This window comes from Micromonospora sp. CPM1 (genome assembly GCF_023896895.1).
Lineage (GTDB): Bacteria > Actinomycetota > Actinomycetes > Mycobacteriales > Micromonosporaceae > Micromonospora > Micromonospora tulbaghiae.
The window spans coordinates 25,893-51,297 of the sequence record NZ_JAMHIU010000013.1 but is presented as its reverse complement, the minus strand read 5'-3'; the positions used below and the strand labels follow the sequence as shown (position 1 = coordinate 51,297).

The following is a 25,405-nucleotide window of genomic DNA, read 5'->3' as shown; positions in this document are numbered from 1 at the left end:
TCCGCCGACGCAGGACCGGGACGCCCGGCCGGCGAAGCAGGCCCAGACCGCTCCACGGCGCTCACGAGCGCTCCTCCGGCTCGGCGGAGGGCGTGGACGCCACCGGCGGCGGCAGCGTGCTCTGCGGCGCCACCCGGGGGCCGCGCGCCGGGCCCCGGCTGAGCGTGGCGTCCAGCCGGTCCAGGTTCTTGCTGGCGGTGGAGGCGAGCTGCCAGGGCACGCTGGTCACCATCACGCCCGGCTCGAACAGCAGCCGGCCCTTGAGCCGCAGCGCGCTCTGGTTGTGCAGCAGGTTCTCCCACCAGCGCCCCACCACGTACTCGGGAATGAAGACGGTGACCACGTCGCGCGGCGACTCCCGGCGCACCGACGCGACGAAGTTGAGGATCGGGCGGGTGATCTCCCGGTACGGGGAGTCGATCACGGTGAGCGGCACCGGCAGCTCGCGGCGCTCCCAGTCGGCCTGGAGGTCGCGGGTGTCCTGCTCGTCCACGTTCACGGTGACCGCGGTGAGCGTGTCCGGCCGGGTGGCCCGGGCGTACGCGACGGCCCGCAGCGTCGGCTTGTGCAGCTTGCTGACCAGCACGATGGCGTGGTTGCGGGCGGGCAGGACGGCCCGCTGCTCGGTCGGCTCCAGCTCCTCGGCGATCCGGTCGTAGTGGCGGCGGATGCCGAGCATCACCACGTACATCACGGCCATCGCGACGATCGCGATCCAGGCACCGAGCAGGAACTTGGTGGCCAGCACGATGATCAGCACGACGCCGGTCATGACCATGCCGAACGTGTTGATCGCCCGGGAGCGGATCATCCGGCGGCGCGCCTCCGGGTCCCGCTCGCGGCGCAGGTGCCGGTTCCAGTGCCGGATCATGCCGGCCTGGGAGAGCGTGAACGAGACGAACACCCCGACGATGTAGAGCTGGATGAGCTTGGTCACCTCGGCCTGGAAGCCGACGATCAGCACCACCGCGAAGACGGCCAGGAACAGGATGCCGTTGGAGAACGCCAGCCGGTCACCGCGGGTGTGCAGCTGGCGGGGCAGGTAGCGGTCCTGCGCGAGGATCGAGCCGAGCACCGGGAAGCCGTTGAAGGCGGTGTTCGCGGCCAGGAACAGGATCAGCGCGGTCATCCCGGCGACCACGTACAGCAGCACCGAGCCGCCGCCGAAGACGGTCTCGCCGAGCTGGGTGGTGACCGTCTTCTGCACGTACCCGTCCGGGCCGGAGATGATCTGCGTGCGCGGATCCTCGACGAACTGGAGGCCGGTGAGGCGGGCCAGCCAGATGATGCCGACGAGCATGGCCACCGCGATGCCGCCGAGCAGCAGCAGCGTGGTCGCCGCGTTCTTCGACTTCGGGCTCTTGAACGCCGGTACGCCGTTGGAGATCGCCTCCACGCCGGTGAGCGCGGCGCAGCCGGAGGAGAACGTGCGCAGCAGCAGGAACACCAGCGCGAACCCGGTGACGCTGTGCTCGGCCTGGATCTCCAGTCCGGCGCTCGGTGCGCGCAGGTCGTCGCCGAGCACGAAGACGCGGACCAGCCCGGTCAGCAGCATGCCGCCGATCACGATCACGAAGCCGTACGTGGGGATGGCGAAGGCGGTGCCCGACTCGCGCAGGCCGCGCAGGTTGATCGCAGTGAGCAGCACCACCGCGCTGACCGCGATGAGCACCTTGTGGGTGGCCACGAACGGCACCACCGAGCCGAGGTTCGCCACGCCGGAGGAGACCGAGACGGCGACGGTGAGCACGTAGTCGACGAGCAGCGCGCTCGCCACCGCGAGGCCGGCCTTGGGACCGAGGTTGACCGTCGCAACCTCGTAGTCGCCGCCGCCGGAGGGGTAGGCGTGCACGTTCTGCCGGTAGCTCGCCACCACAGTCAGCATGACCACGACGACCGCGAGCGCGACCCACGGCGAGAAGATGAACGCCGAGGCGCCGGCGATGGACAGCGTCAGGAGGATCTCGTCCGGGGCGTACGCCACGCTGGAGAGCGCATCCGAGGCGAAGACCGGCAGCGCGATGCGCTTCGGCAGCAGCGTGTGCTGGAGGCGGTCGGACCGGAACGGTCGACCGAGGAGGAGTCGCTTCAGCAGCGAGGTGGGTCGGGCCACAACCGCCAAGCGTACGACCACCGGGTCCGGGGCGCGGGGGTGGTCGATCTCCCCCGCCCGCGGCCGCGCGGTACGGTTCGGTCCCCCGTCCGGCAGAGGGACGTGGCAGGCTCGCAGACGACGGGTCGGCGGGCGGCGCCGTGGGAGGAGCGGACACCGTGCATGTGGTGATCATGGGCTGCGGCCGGGTCGGGTCGACCCTGGCCCACAGCCTGGAGGCGCGTGGGCACTCGGTGGCGGTGATCGACCAGGACGCGGACGCGTTCCGCCGTCTCGGGCCCGACTTCGCCGGCATCACCGTCACCGGCGCCGGCTTCGACGGCGAGGTGCTGCGCCAGGCCGGCATCGAGCGGGCCGACGCGTTCGCGGCGGTGTCCAGCGGCGACAACTCCAACATCATCTCGGCCCGGCTGGCCCGGGAGACGTTCGGCGTGTCCCGGGTGGCGGCCCGCATCTACGACCAGCGTCGCGCCCAGGTCTACGAGCGCCTCGGCATCCCCACCGTGGCGACCGTCCGGTGGACCGCCGACCGGATGCTGCGCCACCTGGTCCCCGAGGGCAACGTGGAGATCTTCCGCGACCCGACCAGCACCGTCTCGATCATCGAGGTGCCGGTGCACAAGGACTGGATCGGCCGGCCGCTGCGGCAGCTGGAGCAGGCCGTCGGCGCCCGGGTCGCCTACCTGAACCGGTTCGGGATCGGCACCCTGCCCACCGCCTCCACGGTGATCCAGGAGGGTGACCAGGTCTACATGCTGGTGACCGACGACATCAACGGCCCGGTCACGTCGGTGGCGGCGGCGCCGCCGGAAGGGGGGCACTGAGCCATGCGGATCGCCATCGCCGGCGCCGGCAACGTGGGCCGCTCGATCGCCCAGGAGCTGATCGACAACGGCCACCAGGTGATGCTGATCGAGCGGCAGCCGAAGATGCTGCGGCCCGACCGGGTGCCGGCCGCCGACTGGGTGCTCGCCGACGCCTGTGAGCTGGCCAGCCTGGAGGAGGCCAACGTGGCCGGGTGCGACGTGGTGGTGGCCGCCACCGGCGACGACAAGGTCAACCTGGTGGTGTCGCTGCTGGCCAAGACCGAGTTCGCGGTGCCCCGCGTGGTGGCCCGGGTCAACCGCGCGGAGAACGAGTGGCTGTTCACCGAGCAGTGGGGCGTGGACGTCGCGGTGAGCAAGCCGCGGGTGATGGCGGCGCTGGTCGAGGAGGCGGTCACCGTCGGCGACCTGGTCCGGCTGATGACGTTCCGGCAGGGCGAGGCGAACCTGGTCGAGATCACGCTGCCGCCGACCGCGCCCTACGTGGGGCAGCCGATCCACGCGGTGCCGATCCCCCGGGACGCGGCGCTGGTGGCGATCGTACGCGGCAAGCGGGTGCTGGTGCCGACGCCGGACGACCCGATCGAGGCCGGCGACGAGCTGGTGTTCGTCTGCACCGCGGCGGTGGAGGACGACGTGCGCGCGGTGATCCTCGGCCCGACGAGCGCGGACCGGCACCGGGACCGCTCCTGAGGCGGCGGCCTCAGGAGCCGGGCAGCGGGGTGGGTGCGGTCTCCCGGGTGACCCGGCGCACCACCCACACCGTGATCAGCAGCAGCAGCGCGTACGGCGGGTAGCCCAGGGCGAGCCGGGCCACGCCGAGCGCGGTGTCCTGGTGGGCCAGGTAGAGCCCGGCCTGTACGCCGACCTTGGCCAGCCACACCACGCCCCAGAGCACGGTGAGCTGGGTGAAGGTGCGCACCAGCTTGGGGTCGTCGCGCCACTCGGAGCGGCCCTTGGCCACCAGCACCGACCAGATCCAGCCGACCAGCGGCTGCCGGATCGCGGCCGACAGCAGCAGCGCCAGGCCGTACCCGATGCCGTAGAGGATGCCCGGCAGGTAGAAGTCGCGCTCGTCGCCGGTGCGCAGTGCCAGCAGCGCGCCGATGCCGACGCCGAACAGCCCGTTGACCGCGTGCCGCACCGGCTTGCGCTGGGCCAGCCGCAGCCCGGCGATCAGCAGTGCCACCGCCACCGAGGCGTACACGGCGGGGCGCAGCTCCCCGATCACGTTGGCGACCACGAAGACCACCACCGGGATGCTCGACTCGACCAGCCCGCGCCATCCGCCGAGCTGGTCGGCCATCTGCTCGGCGAGGCTGGGCAGCCGCTCCTCGTCCTGCGGGCCGAGGCCCGGCGGGGTCTGCTGCTGTCCGGTCGTCACTTCGGCGACTCCAGCTCGTAGTACGGGTTGTAGATCACCTTGCGGTCGTCGCGCACCGCCACCCGGCCGCGCGCGGTCAGGTGCCGGCCCGGCTCGATCCCGGCGATGTGCCGGCGGCCCAGCCACACCAGTGTCACCACGTCGTTGCCGTCGTAGAGGTCGGCTTCCAGCGTGGGCAGGTTCGTGCGGGGCGTGTAGACGACGGTACGCAGCCGCCCGGCCACCGACACCACCTGACCCCTGTTGCACTGGTGGGCGGGCGTGCCGCCGGACTCGGCGCTCTCCCGGCGCAGCTCCTGCGCCTCGATCTCGGCCTCGCTCGCGGTGAGCCGGTGCAGGAGCCGCCGCAGCGACCCCCGGCTCTCGTCGGTCGTCATGACCTCCGCGTCACCCTCTCCACAGCGGGGCCCCGCGGGCGGCGGAACCGTCCCGCCAGCGTACGCGCAGTGGCCCGCCGGCGGGAGCGGCGTGGCGCGTACCGCCGGCCGGGACCGGACACGCCGCGGGCCCGGCGCGGTTCCGCGCCGGGCCCGTGCACGTCGTGGATCAGACCTCCTGCGCGTCGGCGGCCTGCTGCTCGGCGACCTCGCGGGGCAGCCGCAGCGGCAGCGGCTCGCGCACCGGCTTGGCCTCCTGGCCGCGGTCGACGACCAGGCCGTCCAGGCAGGCCGCGAGCGGACCGGCGGAGGCCGGGTCGGCGGCGGCCGCGCCCTGGAAGACGCCGCGCACCATCCAGCGCGGGCCGTCGATGCCGACGAACCGCAGGTCGGTCGGCCCGTCCGGAGTACGCACCCGGGCGCGCAGCTCGGGCCCGTGCTCCCCCTCGACCTCCTGGACGGTCGCGCCGTCGCTCACCAGCGACTGGCGGATCTCCTCGCGCACCTCGTCCCAGATGCCCTCGGAACGGGGTGCGGCGAAGACGCCGAGCTGGAGCGCGTTCTGCCCGTGCACCAGCACGACCTGCTGGATCACGCCCTGCGGGTCGGCCTGCACCCGCACCTCGACGTCCGGCACCGCCGGGATCTGCAGGCTGCCCAGGTCGAGGCGAGGCGCGTCGGGCGCCTCGCTGACGTCGTACGGGCCGCGGCCCGGCGCCGACGGGGTCTCCTCGGCGTCGAGGACCCCATTGTCACGCGCCTCGTCGGCCCGCTTCCGGGAGAAGATCACTGCGCCCACCCTCCGCTGTTCACACTCACCCTGCCACCTCTTCGCTCTGCCCGCCGGACGGCGCCGGGACCAGCCCGGCGTGCCCGCCGGTGGACCCGTGCCCGCCCGTGCCACGCCGGGACCCGGGCAGCTCGGCCACCGGCCGGAACTCGGCCCGGGCGACCCGCTGGACCACGAGCTGCGCGATGCGGTCGCCCCGGCTGATCTTCGCCGGCGTGTCCCGATCGTGGTTGATCAGGTTGACCAGGATCTCACCCCGGTAGCCGGCGTCGACCGTACCGGGCGCGTTGAGCACCGTCACGCCGAGTCTGGCCGCGAGTCCGGATCGCGGGTGCACCAGCCCGACGTAGCCGTCCGGCAGCGCCACCGCCACGCCGGTGGGCACCAGGGCCCGGCCGCCGGGGGGCAGCTCGACGTCCGCGGCGGCCACCAGGTCCGCCCCGGCGTCGCCGGGATGGGCGTACGCCGGCAGTGGCAGCTCCGGGTCGAGCAGCCGTACGGGCACGGGTACGACGTCTGTCACGGTCATCCTCTTCCGTCCGGTCCTGCGGGGTGCCCCTGCCATCCTGCCGGTTGCCGGGCCGCTCCCGCGCCGTACCCTCGTCTGTGTGCGTCAGTCGTCATCTCCGGCCGCCCCGACGGCCACCGCCGCGCCGTACGCGGAGCGCCTCGGGCTGCCCTGGTGGGCGTGGCCGCTCGGGCTGGCCGCGGCCGGCCTGCTCGCGGTCGAGCTGTGGATGGGCGCGACCGGGGTGCGCGCCTGGCTGCCGTTCGTGCTGCTGATCCCCGCCGCGGTGGCCGCCCTGTGGTGGCTGGGCCGGATCCGGGTCGAGGTGCGCGACGGCGAGCTGCGGGTGGACGACGCCCACCTGCCGGTGCGGTACGTGGCGGACGTGGTGCCGCTGGACGCGGCCGGCCGGCGCGAGGTGCTCGGCGTCGGCTCCGACCCGCTCGCCTTCGTGGTGCAGCGCCCGTGGATCGGCGGCGCCGTGCAGGTGGTGCTGGACGACCCGGCCGACCCGACGCCGTTCTGGGTGGTCAGCACCCGGCACCCGGTCCAGCTGGCGACCGCCCTGCTGGCCGCCCGCGACGCGGCCTGACCTGCTGCCGCCCGGCCCGCACGGTCAGGACGGCGCCTCCGGCAGGGCACGCGCGGTGCGCCGCAGGTCCTTGCGCAGTTGCTCGCCGAGCGCGCGGGTGGCCCGGCGGTTGAGGTACCCGGCCACGGCGGCGCCGGTCAGGAACGGCCCGAGCGTGGTGAGGTTGCGCCCGAAGCGGCGCATCAGGCTGTCCCGCAGTTCCCGGCGGGCGGCGGTGCCGAGCACCGCGCTCACCCCGACGCCCGGCATCATCGGGTTGACCCCCCGCTGGGTGGCCCAGGACTGCACGAGCGCCACGGAACGGCCGGCGCCGCCGGCCGGCAGCGGCACCCGGTGGACCTCGTGCAGCTCGCCGATCAGCTTGAGCTCGATCGCCACCACGGCCACCGTCTCGGCGGCCAGCAGCACGGGCGCGGAGAGCAGCGTGGGCGTCACCGCCCACTCGACCGCGGCCACCCCGCCGCCCGCGGCGCCGACCCCGGCGGTGGCGCGGGACGCGTTACGGACCAGCCGGTCGGCGAGCGCGTCGTCGTCCAGGCCGGGGAAGTGCCGCCGGAGCGTGGCGAGGTCGCGGATCGGCACGTGCGGGGCGACCTCGGCGACGGTGTCGGTCATCCAGCGCACCGCGGCACGAGGCTTGAACAGGTCGGTGATCCCCCGGGCGCGGGCCTGCCCGACCAGCCGGGTCAGCAGTTGGCGCCGGCGGGCCGGCGCGATGTCGTCGGCGGTCAGGGCGGCGACGGTGGCACCCAGCTCCTCGGTGTCCGGGCCGGTCGGATCGGGTGTCGTGCCCGCGCCGTCCGGGCCCCTGTCCGGTCCGGCCGCTGTCACGTCCGGCCCGGTCGGTGCCGGCCTCGCCGCCGGAGCCGGGGTCCGGTCGGCGCCGGTCCCGTCGCTGCGCTCGCTCACCCGTCCGCCCTCCCGCTCCGCGCGGCGTGGCAGCCGCCCGTAACGAGTCAAGCAGCAATCGGCCGCACGCGCACGGCGGCGGCTCGAACAGCGGCGGCCCCGTCGAGGAGGCCGCCGCTGGTGTCCTCGGTCGGGATCAGACGCACTCGCGGCAGATCAGGTCGCCGTTGCGCTCGACCGCCAGCTGGCTGCGGTGGTGGACCAGGAAGCAGCGGGCGCACCGGAACTCGTCCTGCTGCATCGGGAGGACCTTGACCGTGAGCTCCTCGTCGGCCAGATCGGCGCCGGGCAGCTCGAAGCTCTCGGCCACCTCGGCCTCGTCGACGTCCACGGCGCCCGACTGTGAGTCGACCCGCCGGGCCTTGAGCTCTTCCAGGCTGTCCTCGCCGAGGTCGACCTCGTCGCGACGCGGGGCGTCGTAGTCGGTGGCCATCGGTTTCACTCTCCAATATCGATATTGTCGCTGCCGGTTGTAACGCCGGACGACGCCGTTTCGGTTCCCCTGACCGGCCACCATCTCTGTCGGGCACCCGACCCGACGAGCGGTGGGCCGGGCTCGCCGGTGCGAAATGCCCCCGGTGAGCGCGGAACCTTACCCCCCCTGTGGGCGAGGCATGTATACCGCCCTCGCGGGAGAGATGTACGCCTCTGCGCCCGAAGTTGTTCCCAATGTGACTCAGGCGACACGAAGATAGGGGTAGTCCTACCGGTTCACCGCGTGGCGCGCCGGTATGTCGGACTGTTTCCACGCCTGAGCCGGACAAGCGTTAACCTCAGCGGCGTACTGGACGGCCGACAGGTCGCGGCCCGACCGCGTCGCCCGCCACCACCCAATCACTGTCCGGGGAGCGCCCAGGATGAGTTTTGCGCGAGTGCGGGCACTCGTTGTCGTCGGACTGCTGGCGGTCGTCGCCCTGGTCTTCGTGGTCGTCGCCGTGCTGAAGGACAGCCAGGGCACAGCCGGTACGGCGGCCGCCTGCCCGGACGGCTGGCCGCTGGTCGACCTGCGACTGCGGGAACAGAAGGACGTCAAGATCAACGTCTACAACGCCACCGACGAGGCAGGCCGGGCCGGCAGCGTCGCGGACGACTTCCGCAACCGCAAGTTCCAGGTCAAGAAGGTCGGCAACGAGGCCAAGGCGTTCGACGGCGTGGCCCAGTTGCGGTTCGGGCCCAAGGCCGTGGGCTCGGCGCACCTGCTGCGCGCGTACTTCCTCAACGAGGCCGACCAGAAGTTCGACGCGAACCGCAAGGACGACGCGGTCGACGTGGTCCTGGGCAACCAGTTCCAGCAGCTCGCCACCACCACCGAGGTCAACCAGTCGCTCGGCGACCTGGGCGCGCCGCAGGCGCCGCCCGAGACCTGCCCGATGCCGATCGAGAAGTAGGCGACGGCGCGACGACGGCACAGGGCGGTCTCCCTCCGGGGAGGCCGCCCTGTCGCGTGTGCGGCGCCGTCACGGCCCGCCGGAGGCGTCCAGGTCGACCAGCCGGTCGTGCAGCGGCCCGTGCAGCGCCGGCGGCGCGGCGAGCACCAGGTCCGGGCCGGGCGCGCGGCCGGACAGGCCGGTCACCAGCAGCCCGGCCTCCCGGGCGACCAGCCCGCCGGCGGCCAGGTCCCAGTCGGCCAGACCCTTCTCGTAGTACGCGTCCACCCGCCCCTCGGCGGCCAGGCAGAGGTCGAGCGCGGCGGCGCCCATCCGGCGGATGTCCCGGATGTGCGGGATCAGTTCGGTCACCACCCGCGCCTGGTGGGCCCGGCGGCCGGCGTCGTAGCCGAACCCGGTGGCGACGAGCGCCTGCCCGAGGTCGGTCGCGGTGGAGCCGTGCAGCCGCTGCCCGTCGCGCCAGGCGCCGCCGCCCAGCGTCGCGGTCCACTCCTCGCCGGTGACGACGTTGCGGACCACCCCGGCGACCACCTCGCCGGCCACCTCGGCGGCCAGCGAGACGGCGCAGTACGGCAGCCCGTACAGGTAGTTCACGGTTCCGTCGATCGGGTCGAGGATCCAGCGCACGCCGTCGGGGTCGGCGGGGCCGGTCTCGCCCGCGCCGTACTCCTCGCCCAGCACCGCGTCGCCGGGCCGCCGCTGCCGCAGCGCGGCGACCACCTGCCGTTCCACCGCCCGGTCGGCGGCGGTGACCACGTCGGTCACCGTGCTCTTGGTCGCGGCCACCGAGACGCCCTCGACCCGCATCCGGTACGCGGTGGCGGCGGCCTCCCGGGCCACGTCGACAGCGATCGTGAGCAACTCCCGCGCCGTGGGCGTCGAGGTGATCATGTCTCTCCCCTTCCGGCACGATCGGGACCGGCCGTCTCGTGCGCGGGTATCATCCTTACAAAGTCCACATCTGCGCCGAATCTGCGGTCCCGGACCGCAGGTCCGCCGTGCGGCGCGGGATGATCGCGGCAGACGGCGTTACAATTCACCCTGCCCACGCGCCACGGACCGCCAGCGACCGGACGGCCCGGGACACGGGGGTCCTCAACGACTCGCCCGGCGCGGCCGTCCCATGCTGCGCCGGACGACCCGGCCGTGCTCGCTCTTTCGCCTCCGGAAGGTCTTCGTGACAGATCCCCGCCAGACCGGCGCCGACGTTCGCTCGCTCACCGACACCCTGATCGCCCACGCGCAGAGCGCCGGCGGCCAGCTCACGTCGGCCCAGCTCGCGCGCACCGTCGAGTCCGCTGAGGTGACCCCGGCCCAGGCCAAGAAGATCCTCCGCGCGCTCTCCGAGGCGGGCGTGACGGTGGTGGTGGACGGCTCGGCGAGCACCCGCCGCCGCGTCGCCGCCGCCCGGTCCGCCACCCCGGCCTCCCGCGCCACCACCGCCAAGACCACCAAGAAGGCCGCCGCGCCCGCCCCGAAGCAGGCGCCCGCCGCCGACGAGTCGCCCGCCCCGGCCCCCCGGAAGGCGACCGCGCGCAAGGCCACCACCGCCGACGTGGCCAAGGCCGCGGCCCCGGCGAAGGCCACCAAGGCGACCCGCGCCACCAAGGCCACGGTGGCGGCGAAGACCGCCGCGGCCAAGCCGGCCAAGGCCGGCGGCAAGGCCGAGGGCCCCGACGGTGAGATCGACCCGGAGGAGCTGGCCGCCGAGATCGAGGACGTGGTGGTCGAGGAGCCGGCCGAGCTGACCCAGGCCGCCGAGGCCGACGCGGCCAGCTCCGCCACCGACAACGACTTCGAGTGGGACGACGAGGAGTCCGAGGCGCTCAAGCAGGCGCGCCGGGACGCCGAGCTGACCGCCTCCGCCGACTCCGTGCGGGCGTACCTGAAGCAGATCGGCAAGGTGCCGCTGCTCAACGCCGAGCAGGAGGTCGAGCTGGCCAAGCGGATCGAGGCCGGCCTCTACGCCGCCGAGCGGCTGCGCGCCGCCGACGAGGGCGAGGAGAAGCTGGTCCGCGACCTCCAGCGCGACCTGATGTGGATCTCCCGGGACGGCGAGCGGGCCAAGAACCACCTGCTGGAGGCCAACCTCCGCCTGGTGGTCTCGCTGGCCAAGCGCTACACCGGTCGCGGCATGGCCTTCCTCGACCTCATCCAGGAGGGCAACCTCGGCCTCATCCGCGCCGTCGAGAAGTTCGACTACACCAAGGGCTACAAGTTCTCCACCTACGCCACCTGGTGGATCCGCCAGGCCATCACCCGCGCCATGGCCGACCAGGCCCGCACCATCCGCATCCCCGTGCACATGGTCGAGGTGATCAACAAGCTCGGCCGGATCCAGCGCGAGCTGCTCCAGGACCTGGGCCGCGAGCCCACCCCGGAGGAGCTGGCCAAGGAGATGGACATCACACCGGAGAAGGTGCTGGAGATCCAGCAGTACGCCCGGGAGCCCATCTCGCTCGACCAGACCATCGGCGACGAGGGTGACAGCCAGCTCGGCGACTTCATCGAGGACTCCGAGGCGGTCGTCGCGGTCGACGCGGTGTCGTTCTCGCTGCTGCAGGACCAGCTCCAGCAGGTTCTCCAGACGCTGTCCGAGCGTGAGGCGGGCGTGGTGCGGCTGCGTTTCGGCCTCACCGACGGCCAGCCGCGCACTCTGGACGAGATCGGCCAGGTGTACGGCGTGACCCGGGAACGCATCCGGCAGATCGAATCCAAGACCATGTCCAAGTTGCGGCACCCCTCGCGTTCCCAGGTGCTCCGCGACTACCTGGACTGACCGCGCACGTCAACAAATAGTGCCGGTTTGATCACCAGCCGTACAACACTCTTTGGTGATCGGTCGGTTGCCTGTTTGTGATCGTTGACGTGGCACCCTTGGTGCACGGCACACTGTCCTCCACGCCAGGTGTGACCTCGGTCCCCCGCGGGCACACAGGGAAGGCAGGGCCCGAGATGGGTGTTGCACGATAGGTGAGCAACCGAAGAGAGTGTTCATCGGTGACGACCAGAGGAGGAAGGCGATGACCCCGACCCTCACGCCGCCGCCCGAGACGGTGAGCCCCCCGGCCGCCGATGAACGGTGCGACCGCTGCAATGCTGCCGGCAAGCTCCGGATCACTCTGGCGGGTGGGAGCGAGCTGGTGTTCTGTGGGCACCACGCGAACAAGTACGCGGAGGATCTCGTGAAGATCACCGTGCGCTACGCGTCGGACCCGGAGTTCAGCTGGCGTGGCGCCGATCTGATGGCGAACTGAGGTCCGACAGGAAGTCCATAACCCGACATGACCGGCCGGAGGCACCCGCAAGGGGAGCCTCCGGCCGGTTTTTCGTGTCCGGTCGACCCGGCCGACCCGTCAGAGGGTCTGCACGGTGGCGATGCGCTCCTCGAGCTGCTCGATGGTGGCCTGCGCGCTGGGCGGGCCGCCGCAGATCCGGCGCAGCTCGGCATGGATCTTGCCGTGCGGCTGGCCGGTGTGGTGGTGCCGGGCGGCCACCAGGGCGTTCAGCTGCCGCCGTAGCGCCACGCGGCGCTGGGCGGCACTCATCGGTGGGGGCGCCGCCGCCGGGGCCGCAGCGGCCGGCTCAGCGGTCCGCTGGGCGGCCCGGCGCTTCTGCGCGGCGAGCTGCTCGGCCTGCCGCTTGGTGAGCAGCAGCGAGACCTGGTCGGCGGTGAGCAGCCCGGGCAGGCCGAGGTATTCCTCCTCCTCCGGCGTGCCGGCCTGGGCGGCGGTGCCGAACGAGGCCCCGTCGAAGATCACCTGGTCCAGCTCGGCGGTCGCGGAGAGCGCGGCGAAACGCTTCTCCAGCTCCCCGCTGGCGCCGTCGTCGCGCTGGGCGCGCTCCAGCAGGTCGTCGTCGAAGCCCTCGCGGTCCTTCGGTTTGCCGAGCACGTGGTCCCGCTCGGCCTCCATCTCGCTGGCGAGCCCGAGCAGGTGCGGCACGCTGGGCAGGAAGACCGACGCGGTCTCGCCGGAGCGGCGGGCCCGGACGAACCGGCCGATCGCCTGCGCGAAGTACAGCGGGGTGCTGGCGCTCGTCGCGTACACGCCGACTGCCAGCCGGGGGATGTCGACGCCCTCGGACACCATCCGCACCGCGACCAGCCACCGTTGCTGTGAGGCGGCGAACGTCGCGATCCGCGCGGACGCGCCCTGGTCGTCGGAGAGCACCACGGCGGCCTTCTCACCGGTCACCTGCTCCAGCAGCTTCGCGTACGAGCGGGCCACCTGCTGGTCGCTGGCGATGACCAGGCCGCCCGCGTCGGGCATGCCGTTGGCGCGCAGCACGCTCAGCCGGGCGTCGGCGGCGCGCAGCACCTGCGGCATCCAGTCGCCGGCCGGGTCGAGCGCGGTACGCCACGCCTGGGCGATCAGGTCCTGCGTCATCGGCTCGCCGAGGCGGGCGGCCAGTTCCTCGCCGGCGTTGGTGCGCCACCGGGTCTCCCCCGAGTACGCCAGGAACAGCACCGGCCGGACCACGCCGTCGCGCAGCGCGTCGGAGTAGCCGTAGACCGAGTCGGCGCGGGAGCGCAGCAGCCCGTCGCCGCCACGCTCGTAGCTGACGAACGGGATCGGGTTGTCGTCGGAGCGGAACGGCGTACCGGTGAGCATCAGCCGGCGTACCGCGGGCTCGAACGCCGCCTTCACACCGTCGCCCCAGGTACGGGAGTCGCCGGCGTGGTGGATCTCGTCGAGGATGACGAGCGTGCGGCGGGTCATGGTGCGGCGCCGGTGCACCTGCGGCGCCATGCCCACCTGGGCGTAGGTGACCACGGCGCCGTGGAAGTCGGCCGCGGAGTGCAGGTCGGCGTTGCGGAACGCGGCGTCGAGTTGGATGCCGACCCGGGCGGCGGCCTGCGCCCACTGGGTCTTCAGGTGCTCGGTCGGCGCGACCACGGTGACCGCCTCGACGCTGCCGTCGGCGAGCAGCTCGGCGGCGATGCGCAGCGCGAACGTGGTCTTACCGGCGCCGGGCGTGGCGACCGCGGTGAAGTCCTCGGTCCGGCGGCGCAGGTATTCCACGAGCGCCTTGCGTTGCCAGGCGCGCAGGGGCGGGAACGTGTCGAGCGCCGGCATCCGCGGTGGCACGCGTAGCTCCTCTCCGCCGCGGACGGCGGCGGGCCCGACCGGGGCCACGGGAGCCGCCGCCCATGAAAACGCCCTCGCGCATCCGGTGCCGCGAAGGCCGGTTCAGCATAACCAGCGCGGGCCGTACGCCCCACTCGACGCCACGCCTGTCACATCCGCCCACCCCGGCGCACGGCGGGTCAGGGCAGTGGTCCCCGGGTGCCGGTGCGCGGCGGCCGCATCGTCGCCACCGGTGCGGACCAGCGGCGGCGCAGCGCGATCAGGCGCAGCCCGAACACGAACATCGCGGCGCCGGTGAGCGGCACGGCGGTGGCCTGTCCGCACGCCGACAGCAGCGCCACCGCGATCGAACCGGCGAGCGCGGCCAGCGCGTAGATCTCGCGGCGCAGCACCACCGGGATCTCGCCGGTGAGCAGGTCCCGGCCCAGCCCGCCGCCGATCGCGGTGAGCATGCCGATCATGCACGCGCCGACGGCCGGGACGGCGGCGTCGAGGGCCTTGAGCGTGCCGGTGACGGTGAACAGGCCGAGGCCGGCGGCGTCGAGCACCAGCACCGTGGTGCGCAGCCGGGCGAGCTGGGGGTGCAGCCAGAACACGGCGGTGGCGACGACGGCAGCGGTGGCGGCGTAGCGCCAGTCGGCGAACGCCAGCGGGGGTACCTCGTCGATCGCCAGGTCGCGGAAGATGCCGCCGCCGAGCGCGGCGACCACGCCGACGAAGACCACCCCGAACAGGTCGAGCCGTTTCGCCACCGCCGCGGAGGCGCCGGAGGCGGCGAAGACCGCCACGCCGGTCAGATCGGCGAGCAGAAGGGGGGTGGAGGTGGTCACCGCCGCAGGTTACGTCCAGGGGCGGCGGAGCCGCCCGGGATCACTCGGCGTACGAGTCGTAGATCTCCTTGCACTTCGGGCACACCGGCGAGCCCGGCTTGGCCGCCTTGGTGACCGGGAACGTCTCGCCGCAGAGCGCGACCACGTAGGTGCCCATGACGGCACTCTCGGCGATCTTCTCCTTGCGGACGTAGTGGAACATCTCCGGACCAGTGTCCGCGTCCTTCAGCTCGGGACGCTCGAGAACCTCTGTGCTCACGACTACACCTCCGGCGTTCCAGTTTTGCAGGTCGGTCCGCCCCGGTCCACCTGGGCCCCGGCCGGAGGCGGCCCGTACGGTAGCCGACGTGACCAACTTTCACATCAGTCTCGGTAGTGAGGTGGCCGACGCCCTGCGGGACGGCCGCCCGGTCGTGGCGTTGGAGAGCACGATCGTCTCGCACGGGCTGCCCCGGCCGGACAACCTGCGCGTGGCGCGCGAGATCGAGCAGGCCGTACGGGACGCGGGGGCGGTGCCGGCCACCATCGGCATGGTCGCCGGCAGGCTGCGGGTCGGGCTGGACGACGACCAGCTCACCCGGCTCGCCACCGTCGACGGCGTGAGCAAGCTCTCGGTCCGCGACCTGGCCCCGGCGGCGGCCACCGGAGCGGACGGCGCCACCACCGTCGCGGCCACGAGCGCGGTCGCGGCGGCGGCCGGGATCGGCGTGTTCGCCACCGGCGGGCTGGGCGGCGTGCACCGCGAGGCGGCGCAGACGTTCGACGAGTCGGCCGACCTGGTCACGCTGGCCCGGACGCCGATCGCCGTGGTCTGCGCCGGGGTGAAGTCGATCCTCGACGTGGGGGCCACGCTGGAGCGGCTGGAGACGCTCGGGGTGGGCGTGGTCGGCTACCGCACCCGCCGGTTCCCCGGCTTCTACCTCACCGACGCGGGCTTCGACCTGGACTGGTCGGTCGAGTCGCCGGAGCAGGTGGCCGACGTGCTGGCCGCCCGCGCGGCGCACGGCGTGCACCACGGCGGTCTGGTGGTGGCCAACCCGCTGCCCGCCGACGAGCAGCTCGACCCGGCGCTGCACGACCGCACGCTCGCCGAAGGACTGGCGGCGCTGGCCCGCGAGGGGATCACCGGCAAGGCGGTCACCCCGTTCCTGCTGTCGCACTTCCACTCCGCGACCGAGGGCGCGAGCCTGGCGGTGAACGTCCGGATCATCCTGCGCAACGCCGATCTCGCGGCCCGGATCGCGGTCGCCGCGGCGACCACCTCATGAGCGGGAGGCCGCGCATCGTCGTCGTCGGCGACGTGATCACCGACGTGCTCGCGGTGCTGTCCGGGCCGCTGGCGACCGGCTCGGACACGGCGGCCGGGATCCGGTTCAGCGGCGGCGGGCAGGCGGCGAACACCGCGGCCTGGCTCGCCGGGCAGGGCGCGGCGGTGACGCTGGTCGCCGCCGTGGGCGACGACGAGACCGGCCGGGAGCGGGTGGCCGAGCTGACCCGGATCGGTGTCGAGTGCGCGGTGGAGCGGCACGAGGGCTACCCGACCGGCACCGTCATCGTGCTCGCCCACGACGGGGAGCGCACGATGATCAGTCAGCGGGGCGCGAACCTGCGGCTGACCGCCGGGCACGTGGACGCGGCGCTGGCCGCCGCGCCCGACGCCGGGCATCTGCACCTGTCCGCGTACACCCTGTTGGACGTCGGGTCGCGCGGCGCCGGCCTGCGCGCGCTGGCCGCGGCCCGCGAGCGCGGGCTGACCGTCAGCGTCGACGCGGCGTCCGCGGCGCCGCTGCGGCGCGTCGGCGGGGCGTTCCTGACCTGGGTACGCGACGTCGACCTGCTGCTGGTCAACACGGACGAGGCGACGGTGCTGGCCGGCGGGCTGGACCCGGCGGCGCAGGCGCGGGCGCTCACAGCGGTGGCGCACCGGGTGGTGGTCAAGCGCGGCGCGGCGGGCGCGGTGTGGGTGGAGCGCGGCGGTGTGGTGGAGTTCGCGCCCGCGCCCGGGGTGGACGTGGTGGACGTGACCGGCGCCGGGGACGCGTTCGCGGCCGGGCTGCTCACCGCGTGGCTGGCCGGCGCCGACCCGCGTGCCGCGCTGGCCCGGGCCGGTGACCTGGGCGCGCTCGCCGTGACGACAGTGGGTGCCCGCCCGGCGCCGTGACGCCGGCGGCCGGTCCGGGCGGCGCTCCGCCCGGGCCGGTCAGGGCTCGGCGTCGATGATCTTGTGCGGGTTCTCCTCGGCGGTGAGGGCCGTGGGCGCGGGCTCCTCGCGGTGCCGGTTCTGGAACCGGTTCGCCAGGCGGTGCTCCTCCTTGGGCGGCCGGTCGTTCGCCAGCAGCACCGCCAGCCAGGGCACGAGCACCATGCCGAGCGCGCACAGCGGCAGCCAGAGCCAGAGAAGCGGTGCCTTCGCGCCGACCAGGATCGCGCCGGCCACCAGACACGCGACCCGGATGGCCATCATCAGCACGTAACGCTTCTGCCGGCTGTTGAGCTGGTCGTCCTGGCTGCGCGGGGCGTCGGTGATCAGTATCGGCTGGTACGCCTGACGCTTCACCACGGACCTCCTACGAGGGGATAGGGCCCATCCTGTCACTCCGGACGGATGATCGGCGAAAATCGTGACAGCCCGGTGCGTGTTACGTGCGTGGTACGCTTCGCCCGTGGCCAACCGGTTCAGCTTCACCGACGAGGCGCTGGCGAACCTGCGGGTCTACGACGTCACACCCGGGGAAGTCTGGGAGGCCCTGCACAGCAACCGCCGGGTCATCCGCCACCTCGGGGACGACGTCATGGTGGTCTACGCCACCGACCACCGCGGCCGGCGGCTCGCCGTGCTGCTGGCCGAGGCCGACGGCACCGACAACGACTGGGACATCCTCTCCGCCCGCGAGCTGAGCGACGTCGAGGCCAAGCGCTACGACGAGGCGGTGCGGAACTCACGCCGACGAGGAGGCGGTCACGATGCACCGTGACGAGGCGACCAAGCGGTTCCACGCCGGAGGCGACGCGTTCGCCGACCTGATCGACGACACGTCGCCGGCGCAGCTGCCCACCCCCGACACCGACGTGCCGATGGTCAGCCGGTCGGTCCGGCTCCCGCTGGAGACGTACGAGCGGGTCCGCGCCGCCGCCGACGCGCGCGGCATCGGGGTGACCACACTGATGCGGCAGTGGATCGAGGCCGGCCTGGCCGACCTGGACGACTCGGCCACCGTCTCGCTGGCCGACGTACGCCGCGCGCTGGCGTCTCTGTCCCGCCCGACCGCCGCCTGACGGCTCACGCCTCCGGGCCGGCCTCGTCGAGCATCTCCCGCCCGATCGGTGAGGCGGAGGGCTCCGGCGGCCGGTGCCAGGCCCGGCGGGCGTCGGCGAACGCGACCAGCGCCAGCACGAGAGCCACCGCGCCGAGCGCGAACATCGCCGGCACAGCCGCCAGCGCGGGCAGGAGCAGCACCAGGGCGAGCAGCCCGACCAGCCGGGGGCGGGACACCCGGCCGAAGATCTCGTACTCGAACCGGGACCGGGCGGCCAGGAACAGCGCCGGGCCGCCCGCCACGAAGACCAGCCAGTTCGGCTGAACCGTGTCGTACGGGTGGGCGATGACCAGCTCGTAGCCGACAGCGGCGCTGAGCACGCCGAGCACCATGAACAGGTGGGTCTGCGCGGCCGACTCGGCCAGCCGCCCCGGCGTGCCGGCCATCCGCAACGCCTCCGCCAGCAGGTGACCGGCCCGGTAGAAGTAGATGCGCCAGAGCAGCGCCGTGATCACGAACGAGATCGCGAACGCCACCGCCGCCTCGCCGGAGAACTCCTTCCCGCTGTACGTCACGCCGATCACCAGGATCGACTCGCCCAGCGCGATGAGGAAGATCTGCTGGTAGCGCTCGGCGAGGTGTTCCCCGGCGACGAGCCACTGCCGGATGGGCGACGCCCCGATCCTCGGCAGCGGCCAGCCCAGCAACGTGCCGAGGTGGTCCACCGCCAGCGCGACGACCCACAGCGCCAGGCGGGGACCGGGCATCAGCGCGCCGGCGAGCCACAGCGGGGCGCTGGCCCCCGCCCAGGCGGCCAGCCGTAGCGGAACCAGACGCCGCGGGTGGCCGCGCAACGCCGCCGCGATCAGCAGCGGCCGGCCGACCATCACCACCACGTACGCGAGCGCGAACGGCAGCGCCCGCTCCTCCAGCGCGCGGGGCAGCGTCACGCCCAGCACCAGGCTGCCGAACATGGTGCCGACCACCACGACCTGGATGACGGCGCGCTCCGGCTCGTACCGGCTGGTCACCCAGGTGGTGATCGTCCAGACCTGCCAGAGCACCAGGAACAGCAGCAGGGTCTTGCCCACTTCGGCGGCCACCGCACCGGCGGAGCCGTCGAGGCCGTCGATCAGCCGCTGGGAGACCCGGGTCAGCGCGAACACGAAGACCAGGTCGAAGAAGAGCTCCAGGAACGTGGCCCGCCCGGGACTGGACGCGGTACGCAGCAGCGCCCCGCCCCGCTGCTCGGTCATCGTCCGCTCCCGTCCCCCGTCCTGGCGACCAACGACAGCGGCGGCGGGCCGGTTGCGGCGGCGGGCGGCGGATCAGCCCTTCGCGGCCTTCGCCTCCGCCTTCATCCGCTGCTTGAACTCGCGTACCCGGCGCAGCGACTCCGGATCGGTCACGTCCGCGACCGACCGGTGGGCGTCCGCGTCGCCGTAGTCACCGGCCGCCTCGCGCCAGCCGTCCGGGGTGATCCCGAACCGCTTGCCGAGCAACGCGACGAAGATCTGCGCCTTCTGCCGGCCGAACCCGGGCAGCTCACCCACCCGGCGCAGCAGTTCCCGGCCGTCGGTCACGTCGGACCAGAGCCGGGCCGGGTCGCCGTCGTAACGCTCCACGAGCGCCCGGCACACCTCCTGCACGCGGGCCGCCATCGCCTTGGGGAAGCGGTGCAGCGCGGGCGGCCGGGCGAAGATCTCCACCAGCGCCTCCGGGTCGTACCCGGCCAGTTCCGCGGCGTCGGGCTCGTGGCCGAGCCGCTGCGCCAGCACGTACGGGGAGGAGAACGCCTTCTCCATCGGCACCTGCTGGTCCAGCACCATGCCGAGGAGCAGGGCCAGCGGGCTGCGCGCCAGCAGTTCGTTGGCCTGCGGGTCGACGGGCAGTGACAGCGTCATGGGGACCATCCTGCCGCCCCGCCCGCCGGTCGCGGGCGCCGACTCCCCGACGACGTGACGCGGCCCGGCGGACCCCTGCGAGGTCCACCGGGCCGCGGCCCACGGTGTGGTCAGGTCACCCGTGTCGTCAGTTGACGACGAAGAGCAGCCGGTTCGGCGAGCCCGAGCCCGGGCTGGTCACCTTGCCGGTGGTGGCGTTGCTGGTCAGGTAGCTGGCCACCTGAGCCGGGGTGTAGGAGGTGTTCGCGGACAGCACGAGCGCCGCCGCGCCGGCCACGTGCGGGGACGCCATCGACGTGCCGCTGATCGAGTTGGTGGCGGTGTCGCTGGTCCGCCACGCCGAGGTGATCGACGAGCCCGGGGCGAAGATGTCCACGCAGGAGCCGTAGTTCGAGTAGGAGGCACGGGCGTCGGTGCTGGTGGTGGCGCCCACCGTGATCGCCGAGGCGACCCGGGCCGGCGACGAGTTGCACGCGTTGGCGCTGGAGTTGCCGGCCGCGAGCGCGTACGTGATGCCGGAGTTGATCGAGTTGGCCACCGCGTTGTCCAGCGTGGTGCTGGCGCCGCCGCCGAGGCTCATGTTGGCCACGGCCGGCTTCACCGCGTTCGAGGTGACCCAGTTGACGCCGCTGATCACGCCGGCGGTGGTGCCGCTGCCGGAGCAGTTGAGCACCTTGACGGCCACCAGGCGCACGCTCTTGGCCACGCCGTACTTGGTGCCGCCGACGGTGCCGGCGACGTGCGTGCCGTGGCCGTTGCAGTCGGTGTTGTTGGTGTCGACCGTGTTGGTGCCCCAGGTGGCCCGGCCGCCGAAGTCGCTGTGCGTGGTGCGGATGCCCGTGTCGATGATGTAGGCACGCACGTTGCTGGCGGTGTTCGGGTAGGTGTAGGTGCTGTTCAGCGGCAGGTTGCGCTGGTCGATCCGGTCCAGGCCCCAGGTGGCGCCGGTCTGGGTGCCCTGGGTGGTCATGACGCGGTCCTGCTCGACGTACGCGACGGCCGGGTCGGCGGCGAGCCGGCGGGCCTGGGCGGGCGTCATCTTCGCGCTGTAGCCGGTGAGAGCGGAGCTCCACACCGTGCCGACGTTGCCGCCGTAGCGCTTGGCCAGGCCGGCGGCCCGGTCCGGCACGGCGGTACGGGCGGCGAGGGTGTTCGCGGTGCCGACCGCGTCGCCCTTGAGCACGACCACGTAGCTGCCGCTGACGGCGTCCGCGGCGCCGGCGTACCGGATCTCCCCGGTGGGCGCGGCGAGAGCGGGCGTGGAGGCGGCGGCGGCGAAGGCCGCGGCGGCGGCCGTGACGGCGAGCGCACGCAGCGCGCGCCGCCGGGGAAGGGACACGTCGGGCATCGTCTGGCTCCCTACCGGGCGGCCCGGTTTGTGGCCGGATCGCCCCATCGACGGATGTTGGCAGGAATGCTAGCCAGAGATCGATAAACATGAAAGAGATAGCCGCCGATAGATGCGGTCGACGTTATGGATTCGGCGGGTGCCGCGCCACGCTGGACGGCGCCCGGGGCAGGATGAGCACGTGGACCGTCACGACATGCTGCTCTCCCCCGCCGGGGTCGACGCGCTGCGCACCGCGCTGACGCTCGCCCGCTTCACCGCCAACGGGATCGCCGACCGCCTGGGCCCGCAGGCCACCGGCGCGGTGGCCCGCAACGACTACCGGGCCGCGCTGCGCGCCACCGAGGACCGGGACCGGCTGGCCACGCTGATCCGGGTGTTCATCTGCGACCAGACCGAGCCGGAGGCGGCGGTGGCCGCCGCGCTGGCCCCGCTCGCGCTGGACGAGGCACTGGCCGGGGGCATCGTGGAGCGGCACGGCGACGGCCTGCGTGCCGGGGTCGACCTGGAGCCGTACGGGGACGAGTGGTGGGTTCTCGCCGACGTGCCGGCCGCCGCGCGCCCCGGGCGTCCGCTGCACGCCGAGCACGTGCTGGGCATCGGCGGCGCCACCCAGACGCTGATCTCGGCCGCGGTGCGCCCGACCGTGGACACCGCGCTCGACCTCGGCACCGGCTCCGGCGTCCAGGCGTTGCACCTGGGCACCCACGCCCGCCGGGTCACCGCCACCGACGTCTCCGAGCGGGCGCTGCGCTTCGCCGCGACCACCGCCGCGCTCAACGGGCAGGACTGGGAGCTGCTGCGCGGTGACATGGTCGCCCCGGTGGCCGGGCGCCGCTTCGACCTGGTGGTCAGCAATCCCCCGTTCGTGGTCGGCCCGGGCACCACCACGCACGTCTACCGGGACTCCGGCCGGGTCGGCGACGCGATCGGCGCGGAGCTGGCCGCCGCCGCGCCGGACCTGCTCACCGAGGGCGGCACGATGCAGTACCTGGCGAACTGGGTGCACGTCACCGGCGAGGACTGGGCCGAGCGGGTCACCGGCTGGTTCGCCGGCACCGGCCTGGACGCGTGGGTGATCCAGCGCGAGGTGGCCGACCCGATGGCGTACGTGAACCTGTGGCTCACCGACGTCGGCGAGAGCGCCGACCCGCAGCGGATGGCGGCCTGGCTGGACTGGTTCGACGCGCACAAGGTGGAGGCGATCGGCTTCGGCATCGTCTCGCTGCGTCGCTCCGGCCACGACCAGCCGGTCGTCCGGGTGGAGGACCTGCGCCAGCGGGTCGAGCCGCCGCTGGGCGACCGGATCGGCGAGTGGTTCGCCCGGCAGGACTGGCTGCGCGCCCGGGACACCGAGGGCCTGCTCGCCGCCCGCTACCGCGCCGCCGAGGGCCTCCAGCTGCGGCAGGAGGCCACCATGGGCGACGACGGCTGGGCTGTCGACCGGCAGGTCCTGGCCATGCCGCGCGGGCTGCGCTGGTCGGAGGAGATCGACCCGCTGGTGCTCGCCCTGGTCGGCGGCGCCGACGGCCGGCTGCCGCTGCGCGACCAGCTCGCCCTGCTGGCCGCCGCGCACGACGTGGCACCGGACGAGCTGGCCGAGGCCGCCGGGCCGATCGTGGCGCACCTGGTCGAGCGCGGCATCGTCGAGCCGGTGACCGACTGATGCGGGCGGTGGTGCAGACCGTCGGCCGGGCCCGGGTGACAGTCGACGACGAGGTGACCGGTGAGATCGCCGACGGGCTGCTGGTGCTGCTCGGCGTCACCCACACCGACACCCCGCAGGTGGCCGCCACGATGGCCCGCAAGCTGCACGAGCTGCGGATCCTCGACGACGAGCGCAGCGCCGCCGACGTCGGGGCGCCGCTGCTCGTGGTCAGCCAGTTCACGCTCTACGGCGACGCCCGCAAGGGCCGGCGGCCGAGCTGGACCGCCGCCGCGCCGGCCGAGGTGGCCGAGCCCCTGGTGGACGCCGTGGTCGAACAGCTGCGCGCCCGGGGCGCGAAGGTGGAGACCGGCCGCTTCCGCGCCCACATGCTCGTGGAGAGCGTCAACGTCGGTCCCCGGACCCTCGTGCTCGACCTCTGAGGAGGATCAGAAGAACAGCCCGCGGCGGGACAGCGACTGACGCAGCCAGCCGTCGAGCTGGGCGGCCCAGTCCGTGCGGTCCGCCGTCGCGTGGTCCACTGTGAACCGGCCGAACGCGTCGCGGCCCTCGGTGAACAGGCCACCCCGCTTGTCCAGCTCCAGCACCACGTGGACCTGCCGCGGATCGGTCACGAAGGTGACCTCCAGCTGGTTCATCGCGCCCGCGTACTGCGGCGCCGGGTAGAACTCGATCTCCTGGTAGAAGGGCAGCTGCTGGTGCAGGCCGTAGATGTGTCCACGCTCGACGTCGGCGCGCGCGAAGCGGAAGCCCAGCCGTAGCAGCGCCTCCAGCAGCCGCTCGTGGGCCGGCAGCGGGTGCACCGCGACCGGGTCCAGGTCACCCTTGTCCATCGCCCGCGCCACCTCCAGCTCGGTACGCAGACCCATCGTCATGCCGTGCAGGTGCTGGCCGTACAGGTCGGTGAGCGGCGTCTCCCACGGCACCTGGAAGCGGAACGGCACGTCGTGGCGCTGCCCCGGCTCCAGCCGGAACGGGCCGGTCATCTGGGCCCGGCCGAACTCCTGGTTGACGTCGTACTCCGAATCGGAGCTCTCCACCTCGACCCGCGTGACCAGACCGAGTGCGACGTAGCTCACGTCCACCGGGTGGTCGCCACCGACCACCTGGATCCGGCCCTCCAGAACGCCGCCCGGGCGGCAGTTCGGGTTGGCCAGCACCGTCTCCACCGACGGTCCGCCCACACCCATCGCCTGCATGAGCCGCTTGAAGACCACCACGTTCTCCGATCATCAGTGCCGGGCCGGCTCCGACGGCCGGTCGGTGGCACGGTAACCGCGCCGGGCAAGCGGATGCCGGATTCCCGCGAGGATTCCTGTCGGTTCCCCGATCGCCTCACTCCCGTCTCACGCCCCGACCGCCAAGCTGTTTGTCATCGGCCACCACCGCGTGGGCGGCACGGGACCGGTAGGCACGTCGGACACGGGGAGAACAGAGATGACCCAGCAGATGATCGAGCACCAGGACATGGACGTCACCCTCACGGACCTCGACGCCACCGACGAGCGCGGCGTCTCCACCGACCTGGTCCGGGCGTACCTGAACGGCATCGGCCGCACCAAGCTGCTCACCGCGGCGCAGGAGGTCGAGCTGAGCAAGCGGATCGAGGCCGGCCTCTTCGCCGAGGAGAAGCTGGCCACCTGCACCCCCGTCTCCGCCGAGCTGCGCGCGGACCTGGCGCTGATCGCGGCCGAGGGCCGCGCCGCGAAGGACCACCTGCTGGAGGCGAACCTGCGGCTGGTGGTGAGCATCGCCAAGCGCTACACGGGTCGCGGCATGGCCTTCCTCGACCTCATCCAGGAGGGCAACCTCGGCCTCATCCGCGCCGTCGAGAAGTTCGACTACACCAAGGGCTACAAGTTCTCCACCTACGCCACCTGGTGGATCCGCCAGGCCATCACCCGCGCCATGGCCGACCAGGCCCGCACCATCCGCATCCCCGTGCACATGGTGGAGCAGGTCAACCGCATGGTCCGGGTGCGCCGGGAGCTGTCGGTGACGCTGGGCCGCGAGCCCACCGTGAGCGAGGTGGCCGTGGCGCTGGAGATCCCGGAGTTCCAGGTGATCGAGCTGATCTCCTACGACCGGGAGCCGGTCAGCCTGGACCAGGCCGTCGGCGAGGACGGCGAGAGCGCGCTCGGCGACTTCGTCGCCGCCGTCGACCCGCGTACCGAGCCGGGCGACGCCGCCACGAACGGCGAGCTGCGCAACGAGGTCCGGATCGTGCTGGCCACGCTGTCCCAGCGGGAGCAGGCGGTGATCCGGCTGCGCTTCGGCCTGGACGACGGCCGGCAGCGCACGCTGGACGAGGTGGGCCGCGAGTTCGGCCTGTCCCGGGAGCGGATCCGGCAGATCGAGAAGGTCACGCTGCTCAAGCTGCGCGACCCGGAGCGGGCGAACCGGCTGGAGGCGTACGCCTGCTGAT

29 protein-coding genes are annotated in these 25,405 nt (G+C 73.2%); 13 read left to right on the top strand and 16 right to left on the bottom strand.

What is annotated here, in order from left to right; translation table 11 throughout:
* Positions 1 to 61: 61 nt before the first annotated feature.
* On the bottom strand, positions 62 to 2,113 hold the full coding sequence (locus M8C11_RS17470) for an APC family permease (protein ID WP_121684284.1): 2,052 nt from the start codon (positions 2,111 to 2,113) through the stop codon (positions 62 to 64).
* Positions 2,114 to 2,271: 158 nt separating this feature from the next.
* Between M8C11_RS17470 and M8C11_RS17465 the strand changes: the two genes are divergently transcribed.
* The gene (locus M8C11_RS17465; protein ID WP_120571019.1) at positions 2,272 to 2,937 is read left to right on the top strand and encodes a TrkA family potassium uptake protein; all 666 of its coding nucleotides are present in this window, start codon (positions 2,272 to 2,274) and stop codon (positions 2,935 to 2,937) included.
* 3 nt (positions 2,938 to 2,940) lie between these two features.
* Positions 2,941 to 3,630 (top strand): TrkA family potassium uptake protein, encoded by a 690-nt coding sequence (locus M8C11_RS17460; RefSeq protein WP_120571020.1) that lies wholly within the window; start codon positions 2,941 to 2,943, stop codon positions 3,628 to 3,630.
* Positions 3,631 to 3,640: 10 nt separating this feature from the next.
* Here M8C11_RS17460 and M8C11_RS17455 read toward each other — a convergent pair whose 3' ends face one another.
* The 4 genes from M8C11_RS17455 to dut all read right to left on the bottom strand — a co-directional run bounded on the left by M8C11_RS17455 (position 3,641) and on the right by dut (position 6,011).
* Positions 3,641 to 4,321, bottom strand: a complete 681-nt coding sequence (locus M8C11_RS17455; RefSeq protein WP_120571021.1) for a DUF3159 domain-containing protein — start codon at positions 4,319 to 4,321, stop codon at positions 3,641 to 3,643.
* A complete protein-coding gene (locus tag M8C11_RS17450) occupies positions 4,318 to 4,698 on the bottom strand; it encodes an OB-fold nucleic acid binding domain-containing protein (RefSeq protein WP_013284795.1) in 381 nt (126 codons plus the stop codon). Before M8C11_RS17450 ends, M8C11_RS17455 begins: the two co-directional genes overlap by 4 nt.
* A 169-nt stretch (positions 4,699 to 4,867) precedes the next feature.
* Positions 4,868 to 5,488 carry a DUF3710 domain-containing protein gene (locus M8C11_RS17445; RefSeq protein WP_252450666.1) on the bottom strand — a complete coding sequence of 207 codons (621 nt, stop codon included), beginning with the start codon at positions 5,486 to 5,488 and terminating at the stop codon, positions 4,868 to 4,870.
* A 25-nt stretch (positions 5,489 to 5,513) separates the two neighbouring features.
* On the bottom strand, positions 5,514 to 6,011 hold the full coding sequence (dut, locus tag M8C11_RS17440; RefSeq protein ID WP_199733147.1) for a dUTP diphosphatase: 498 nt from the start codon (positions 6,009 to 6,011) through the stop codon (positions 5,514 to 5,516).
* 85 nt (positions 6,012 to 6,096) lie between these two features.
* On the opposite strand from dut, the gene M8C11_RS17435 reads away from it, so the two are divergent.
* On the top strand, positions 6,097 to 6,588 hold the full coding sequence (locus M8C11_RS17435; RefSeq protein ID WP_121684285.1) for a DUF3093 domain-containing protein: 492 nt from the start codon (positions 6,097 to 6,099) through the stop codon (positions 6,586 to 6,588).
* Positions 6,589 to 6,612: 24 nt separating this feature from the next.
* On the opposite strand, the gene M8C11_RS17430 is transcribed toward M8C11_RS17435, so the two are convergent.
* Together M8C11_RS17430 and M8C11_RS17425 are read right to left on the bottom strand one after the other, a co-directional pair.
* A complete protein-coding gene (locus tag M8C11_RS17430; RefSeq protein ID WP_374668623.1) occupies positions 6,613 to 7,419 on the bottom strand; it encodes a hypothetical protein in 807 nt (268 codons plus the stop codon).
* A 214-nt stretch (positions 7,420 to 7,633) separates the two neighbouring features.
* On the bottom strand, positions 7,634 to 7,930 hold the full coding sequence (locus tag M8C11_RS17425) for a DUF4193 domain-containing protein (protein WP_013284790.1): 297 nt from the start codon (positions 7,928 to 7,930) through the stop codon (positions 7,634 to 7,636).
* Between the two features lie 439 nt (positions 7,931 to 8,369).
* Between M8C11_RS17425 and M8C11_RS17420 the strand changes: the two genes are divergently transcribed.
* Positions 8,370 to 8,885 (top strand): LytR C-terminal domain-containing protein, encoded by a 516-nt coding sequence (locus tag M8C11_RS17420; RefSeq protein WP_252451096.1) that lies wholly within the window; start codon positions 8,370 to 8,372, stop codon positions 8,883 to 8,885.
* Between the two features lie 69 nt (positions 8,886 to 8,954).
* On the opposite strand, the gene M8C11_RS17415 is transcribed toward M8C11_RS17420, so the two are convergent.
* Positions 8,955 to 9,776, bottom strand: coding sequence for an inositol monophosphatase family protein (locus M8C11_RS17415; protein ID WP_252450664.1), 822 nt, complete (start codon positions 9,774 to 9,776; stop codon positions 8,955 to 8,957).
* A gap of 286 nt (positions 9,777 to 10,062) precedes the next feature.
* Here M8C11_RS17415 and M8C11_RS17410 point away from each other — a divergent pair, with 286 nt between their 5' ends.
* Positions 10,063 to 11,664, top strand: coding sequence for an RNA polymerase sigma factor (locus M8C11_RS17410; protein ID WP_121684303.1), 1,602 nt, complete (start codon positions 10,063 to 10,065; stop codon positions 11,662 to 11,664).
* A 244-nt stretch (positions 11,665 to 11,908) separates the two neighbouring features.
* On the top strand, positions 11,909 to 12,142 hold the full coding sequence (locus M8C11_RS17405) for a hypothetical protein (protein ID WP_013284786.1): 234 nt from the start codon (positions 11,909 to 11,911) through the stop codon (positions 12,140 to 12,142).
* A 99-nt stretch (positions 12,143 to 12,241) separates the two neighbouring features.
* Here the strand turns inward: M8C11_RS17405 and M8C11_RS17400 are convergent, their stop codons facing one another.
* The 3 genes from M8C11_RS17400 to M8C11_RS17390 all read right to left on the bottom strand — a co-directional run bounded on the left by M8C11_RS17400 (position 12,242) and on the right by M8C11_RS17390 (position 15,064).
* On the bottom strand, positions 12,242 to 13,963 hold the full coding sequence (locus tag M8C11_RS17400) for a DEAD/DEAH box helicase (protein WP_120573908.1): 1,722 nt from the start codon (positions 13,961 to 13,963) through the stop codon (positions 12,242 to 12,244).
* Between the two features lie 191 nt (positions 13,964 to 14,154).
* A complete protein-coding gene (locus tag M8C11_RS17395) occupies positions 14,155 to 14,805 on the bottom strand; it encodes a trimeric intracellular cation channel family protein (protein ID WP_145754656.1) in 651 nt (216 codons plus the stop codon).
* Positions 14,806 to 14,845: 40 nt separating this feature from the next.
* On the bottom strand, positions 14,846 to 15,064 hold the full coding sequence (locus M8C11_RS17390) for a DUF3039 domain-containing protein (protein ID WP_013284783.1): 219 nt from the start codon (positions 15,062 to 15,064) through the stop codon (positions 14,846 to 14,848).
* A gap of 88 nt (positions 15,065 to 15,152) precedes the next feature.
* On the opposite strand from M8C11_RS17390, the gene M8C11_RS17385 reads away from it, so the two are divergent.
* Complete coding sequence (locus M8C11_RS17385; RefSeq protein ID WP_120571028.1) at positions 15,153 to 16,073, top strand: pseudouridine-5'-phosphate glycosidase; 921 nt, start codon at positions 15,153 to 15,155, stop codon at positions 16,071 to 16,073.
* Positions 16,070 to 16,966 (top strand): carbohydrate kinase family protein, encoded by an 897-nt coding sequence (locus M8C11_RS17380; protein WP_252450662.1) that lies wholly within the window; start codon positions 16,070 to 16,072, stop codon positions 16,964 to 16,966. Before M8C11_RS17385 ends, M8C11_RS17380 begins: the two co-directional genes overlap by 4 nt.
* Before the next feature lie 39 nt (positions 16,967 to 17,005).
* Here M8C11_RS17380 and M8C11_RS17375 read toward each other — a convergent pair whose 3' ends face one another.
* Entirely contained in the window at positions 17,006 to 17,362 is a 357-nt protein-coding gene (locus tag M8C11_RS17375) for a DUF3099 domain-containing protein (protein WP_145754740.1), read from the bottom strand.
* 106 nt (positions 17,363 to 17,468) lie between these two features.
* On the opposite strand from M8C11_RS17375, the gene M8C11_RS17370 reads away from it, so the two are divergent.
* Both M8C11_RS17370 and M8C11_RS17365 read left to right on the top strand, forming a co-directional pair.
* Positions 17,469 to 17,780 carry a hypothetical protein gene (locus M8C11_RS17370; protein WP_216932656.1) on the top strand — a complete coding sequence of 104 codons (312 nt, stop codon included), beginning with the start codon at positions 17,469 to 17,471 and terminating at the stop codon, positions 17,778 to 17,780.
* A complete protein-coding gene (locus tag M8C11_RS17365; protein ID WP_013284778.1) occupies positions 17,770 to 18,081 on the top strand; it encodes a hypothetical protein in 312 nt (103 codons plus the stop codon). Before M8C11_RS17370 ends, M8C11_RS17365 begins: the two co-directional genes overlap by 11 nt.
* 4 nt (positions 18,082 to 18,085) lie before the next feature.
* Here M8C11_RS17365 and M8C11_RS17360 read toward each other — a convergent pair whose 3' ends face one another.
* From M8C11_RS17360 to M8C11_RS17350, 3 genes are all read right to left on the bottom strand, one after another.
* Positions 18,086 to 19,318: a low temperature requirement protein A gene (locus tag M8C11_RS17360; RefSeq protein WP_252450651.1), complete on the bottom strand. Its 1,233-nt coding sequence runs from the start codon at positions 19,316 to 19,318 to the stop codon at positions 18,086 to 18,088.
* Positions 19,319 to 19,390: 72 nt separating this feature from the next.
* The gene (locus M8C11_RS17355) at positions 19,391 to 19,975 is read right to left on the bottom strand and encodes an HhH-GPD-type base excision DNA repair protein (RefSeq protein WP_252450649.1); all 585 of its coding nucleotides are present in this window, start codon (positions 19,973 to 19,975) and stop codon (positions 19,391 to 19,393) included.
* Positions 19,976 to 20,093: 118 nt separating this feature from the next.
* A complete protein-coding gene (locus tag M8C11_RS17350; protein WP_120571034.1) occupies positions 20,094 to 21,314 on the bottom strand; it encodes a S8 family peptidase in 1,221 nt (406 codons plus the stop codon).
* A gap of 181 nt (positions 21,315 to 21,495) precedes the next feature.
* Between M8C11_RS17350 and M8C11_RS17345 the strand changes: the two genes are divergently transcribed.
* Positions 21,496 to 22,980 (top strand): methyltransferase, encoded by a 1,485-nt coding sequence (locus tag M8C11_RS17345; protein ID WP_252450647.1) that lies wholly within the window; start codon positions 21,496 to 21,498, stop codon positions 22,978 to 22,980.
* The gene (gene dtd / locus M8C11_RS17340; protein WP_013474500.1) at positions 22,980 to 23,402 is read left to right on the top strand and encodes a D-aminoacyl-tRNA deacylase; all 423 of its coding nucleotides are present in this window, start codon (positions 22,980 to 22,982) and stop codon (positions 23,400 to 23,402) included. Before M8C11_RS17345 ends, dtd begins: the two co-directional genes overlap by 1 nt.
* A gap of 6 nt (positions 23,403 to 23,408) precedes the next feature.
* Here dtd and M8C11_RS17335 read toward each other — a convergent pair whose 3' ends face one another.
* Complete coding sequence (locus M8C11_RS17335; RefSeq protein WP_121684305.1) at positions 23,409 to 24,197, bottom strand: sporulation protein; 789 nt, start codon at positions 24,195 to 24,197, stop codon at positions 23,409 to 23,411.
* 220 nt (positions 24,198 to 24,417) lie between these two features.
* Between M8C11_RS17335 and sigB the strand changes: the two genes are divergently transcribed.
* On the top strand, positions 24,418 to 25,404 hold the full coding sequence (gene sigB / locus M8C11_RS17330; protein ID WP_194802988.1) for an RNA polymerase sigma factor SigB: 987 nt from the start codon (positions 24,418 to 24,420) through the stop codon (positions 25,402 to 25,404).
* Position 25,405: the final 1 nt, after the last annotated feature.

Bases quoted from the DNA above. Each gene is read 5' to 3' on its own strand.
- M8C11_RS17450 (WP_013284795.1), bottom strand. From the start codon at position 4,698: ATGACGACCGACGAGAGCCGGGGGTCGCTGCGGCGGCTCCTGCACCGG.
- M8C11_RS17350 (WP_120571034.1), bottom strand. From the start codon at position 21,314: ATGCCCGACGTGTCCCTTCCCCGGCGGCGCGCGCTGCGTGCGCTCGCC.
- M8C11_RS17405 (WP_013284786.1), top strand. From the start codon at position 11,909: ATGACCCCGACCCTCACGCCGCCGCCCGAGACGGTGAGCCCCCCGGCC.
- M8C11_RS17380 (WP_252450662.1), top strand. From the start codon at position 16,070: ATGAGCGGGAGGCCGCGCATCGTCGTCGTCGGCGACGTGATCACCGAC.
- M8C11_RS17360 (WP_252450651.1), bottom strand. From the start codon at position 19,318: ATGACCGAGCAGCGGGGCGGGGCGCTGCTGCGTACCGCGTCCAGTCCC.
- M8C11_RS17415 (WP_252450664.1), bottom strand. From the start codon at position 9,776: ATGATCACCTCGACGCCCACGGCGCGGGAGTTGCTCACGATCGCTGTC.
- M8C11_RS17365 (WP_013284778.1), top strand. From the start codon at position 17,770: ATGCACCGTGACGAGGCGACCAAGCGGTTCCACGCCGGAGGCGACGCG.
- M8C11_RS17400 (WP_120573908.1), bottom strand. From the start codon at position 13,963: ATGCCGGCGCTCGACACGTTCCCGCCCCTGCGCGCCTGGCAACGCAAG.
- M8C11_RS17425 (WP_013284790.1), bottom strand. From the start codon at position 7,930: ATGGCCACCGACTACGACGCCCCGCGTCGCGACGAGGTCGACCTCGGC.
- M8C11_RS17355 (WP_252450649.1), bottom strand. From the start codon at position 19,975: ATGGTCCCCATGACGCTGTCACTGCCCGTCGACCCGCAGGCCAACGAA.
- dtd (WP_013474500.1), top strand. From the start codon at position 22,980: ATGCGGGCGGTGGTGCAGACCGTCGGCCGGGCCCGGGTGACAGTCGAC.
- M8C11_RS17460 (WP_120571020.1), top strand. From the start codon at position 2,941: ATGCGGATCGCCATCGCCGGCGCCGGCAACGTGGGCCGCTCGATCGCC.
- sigB (WP_194802988.1), top strand. From the start codon at position 24,418: ATGACCCAGCAGATGATCGAGCACCAGGACATGGACGTCACCCTCACG.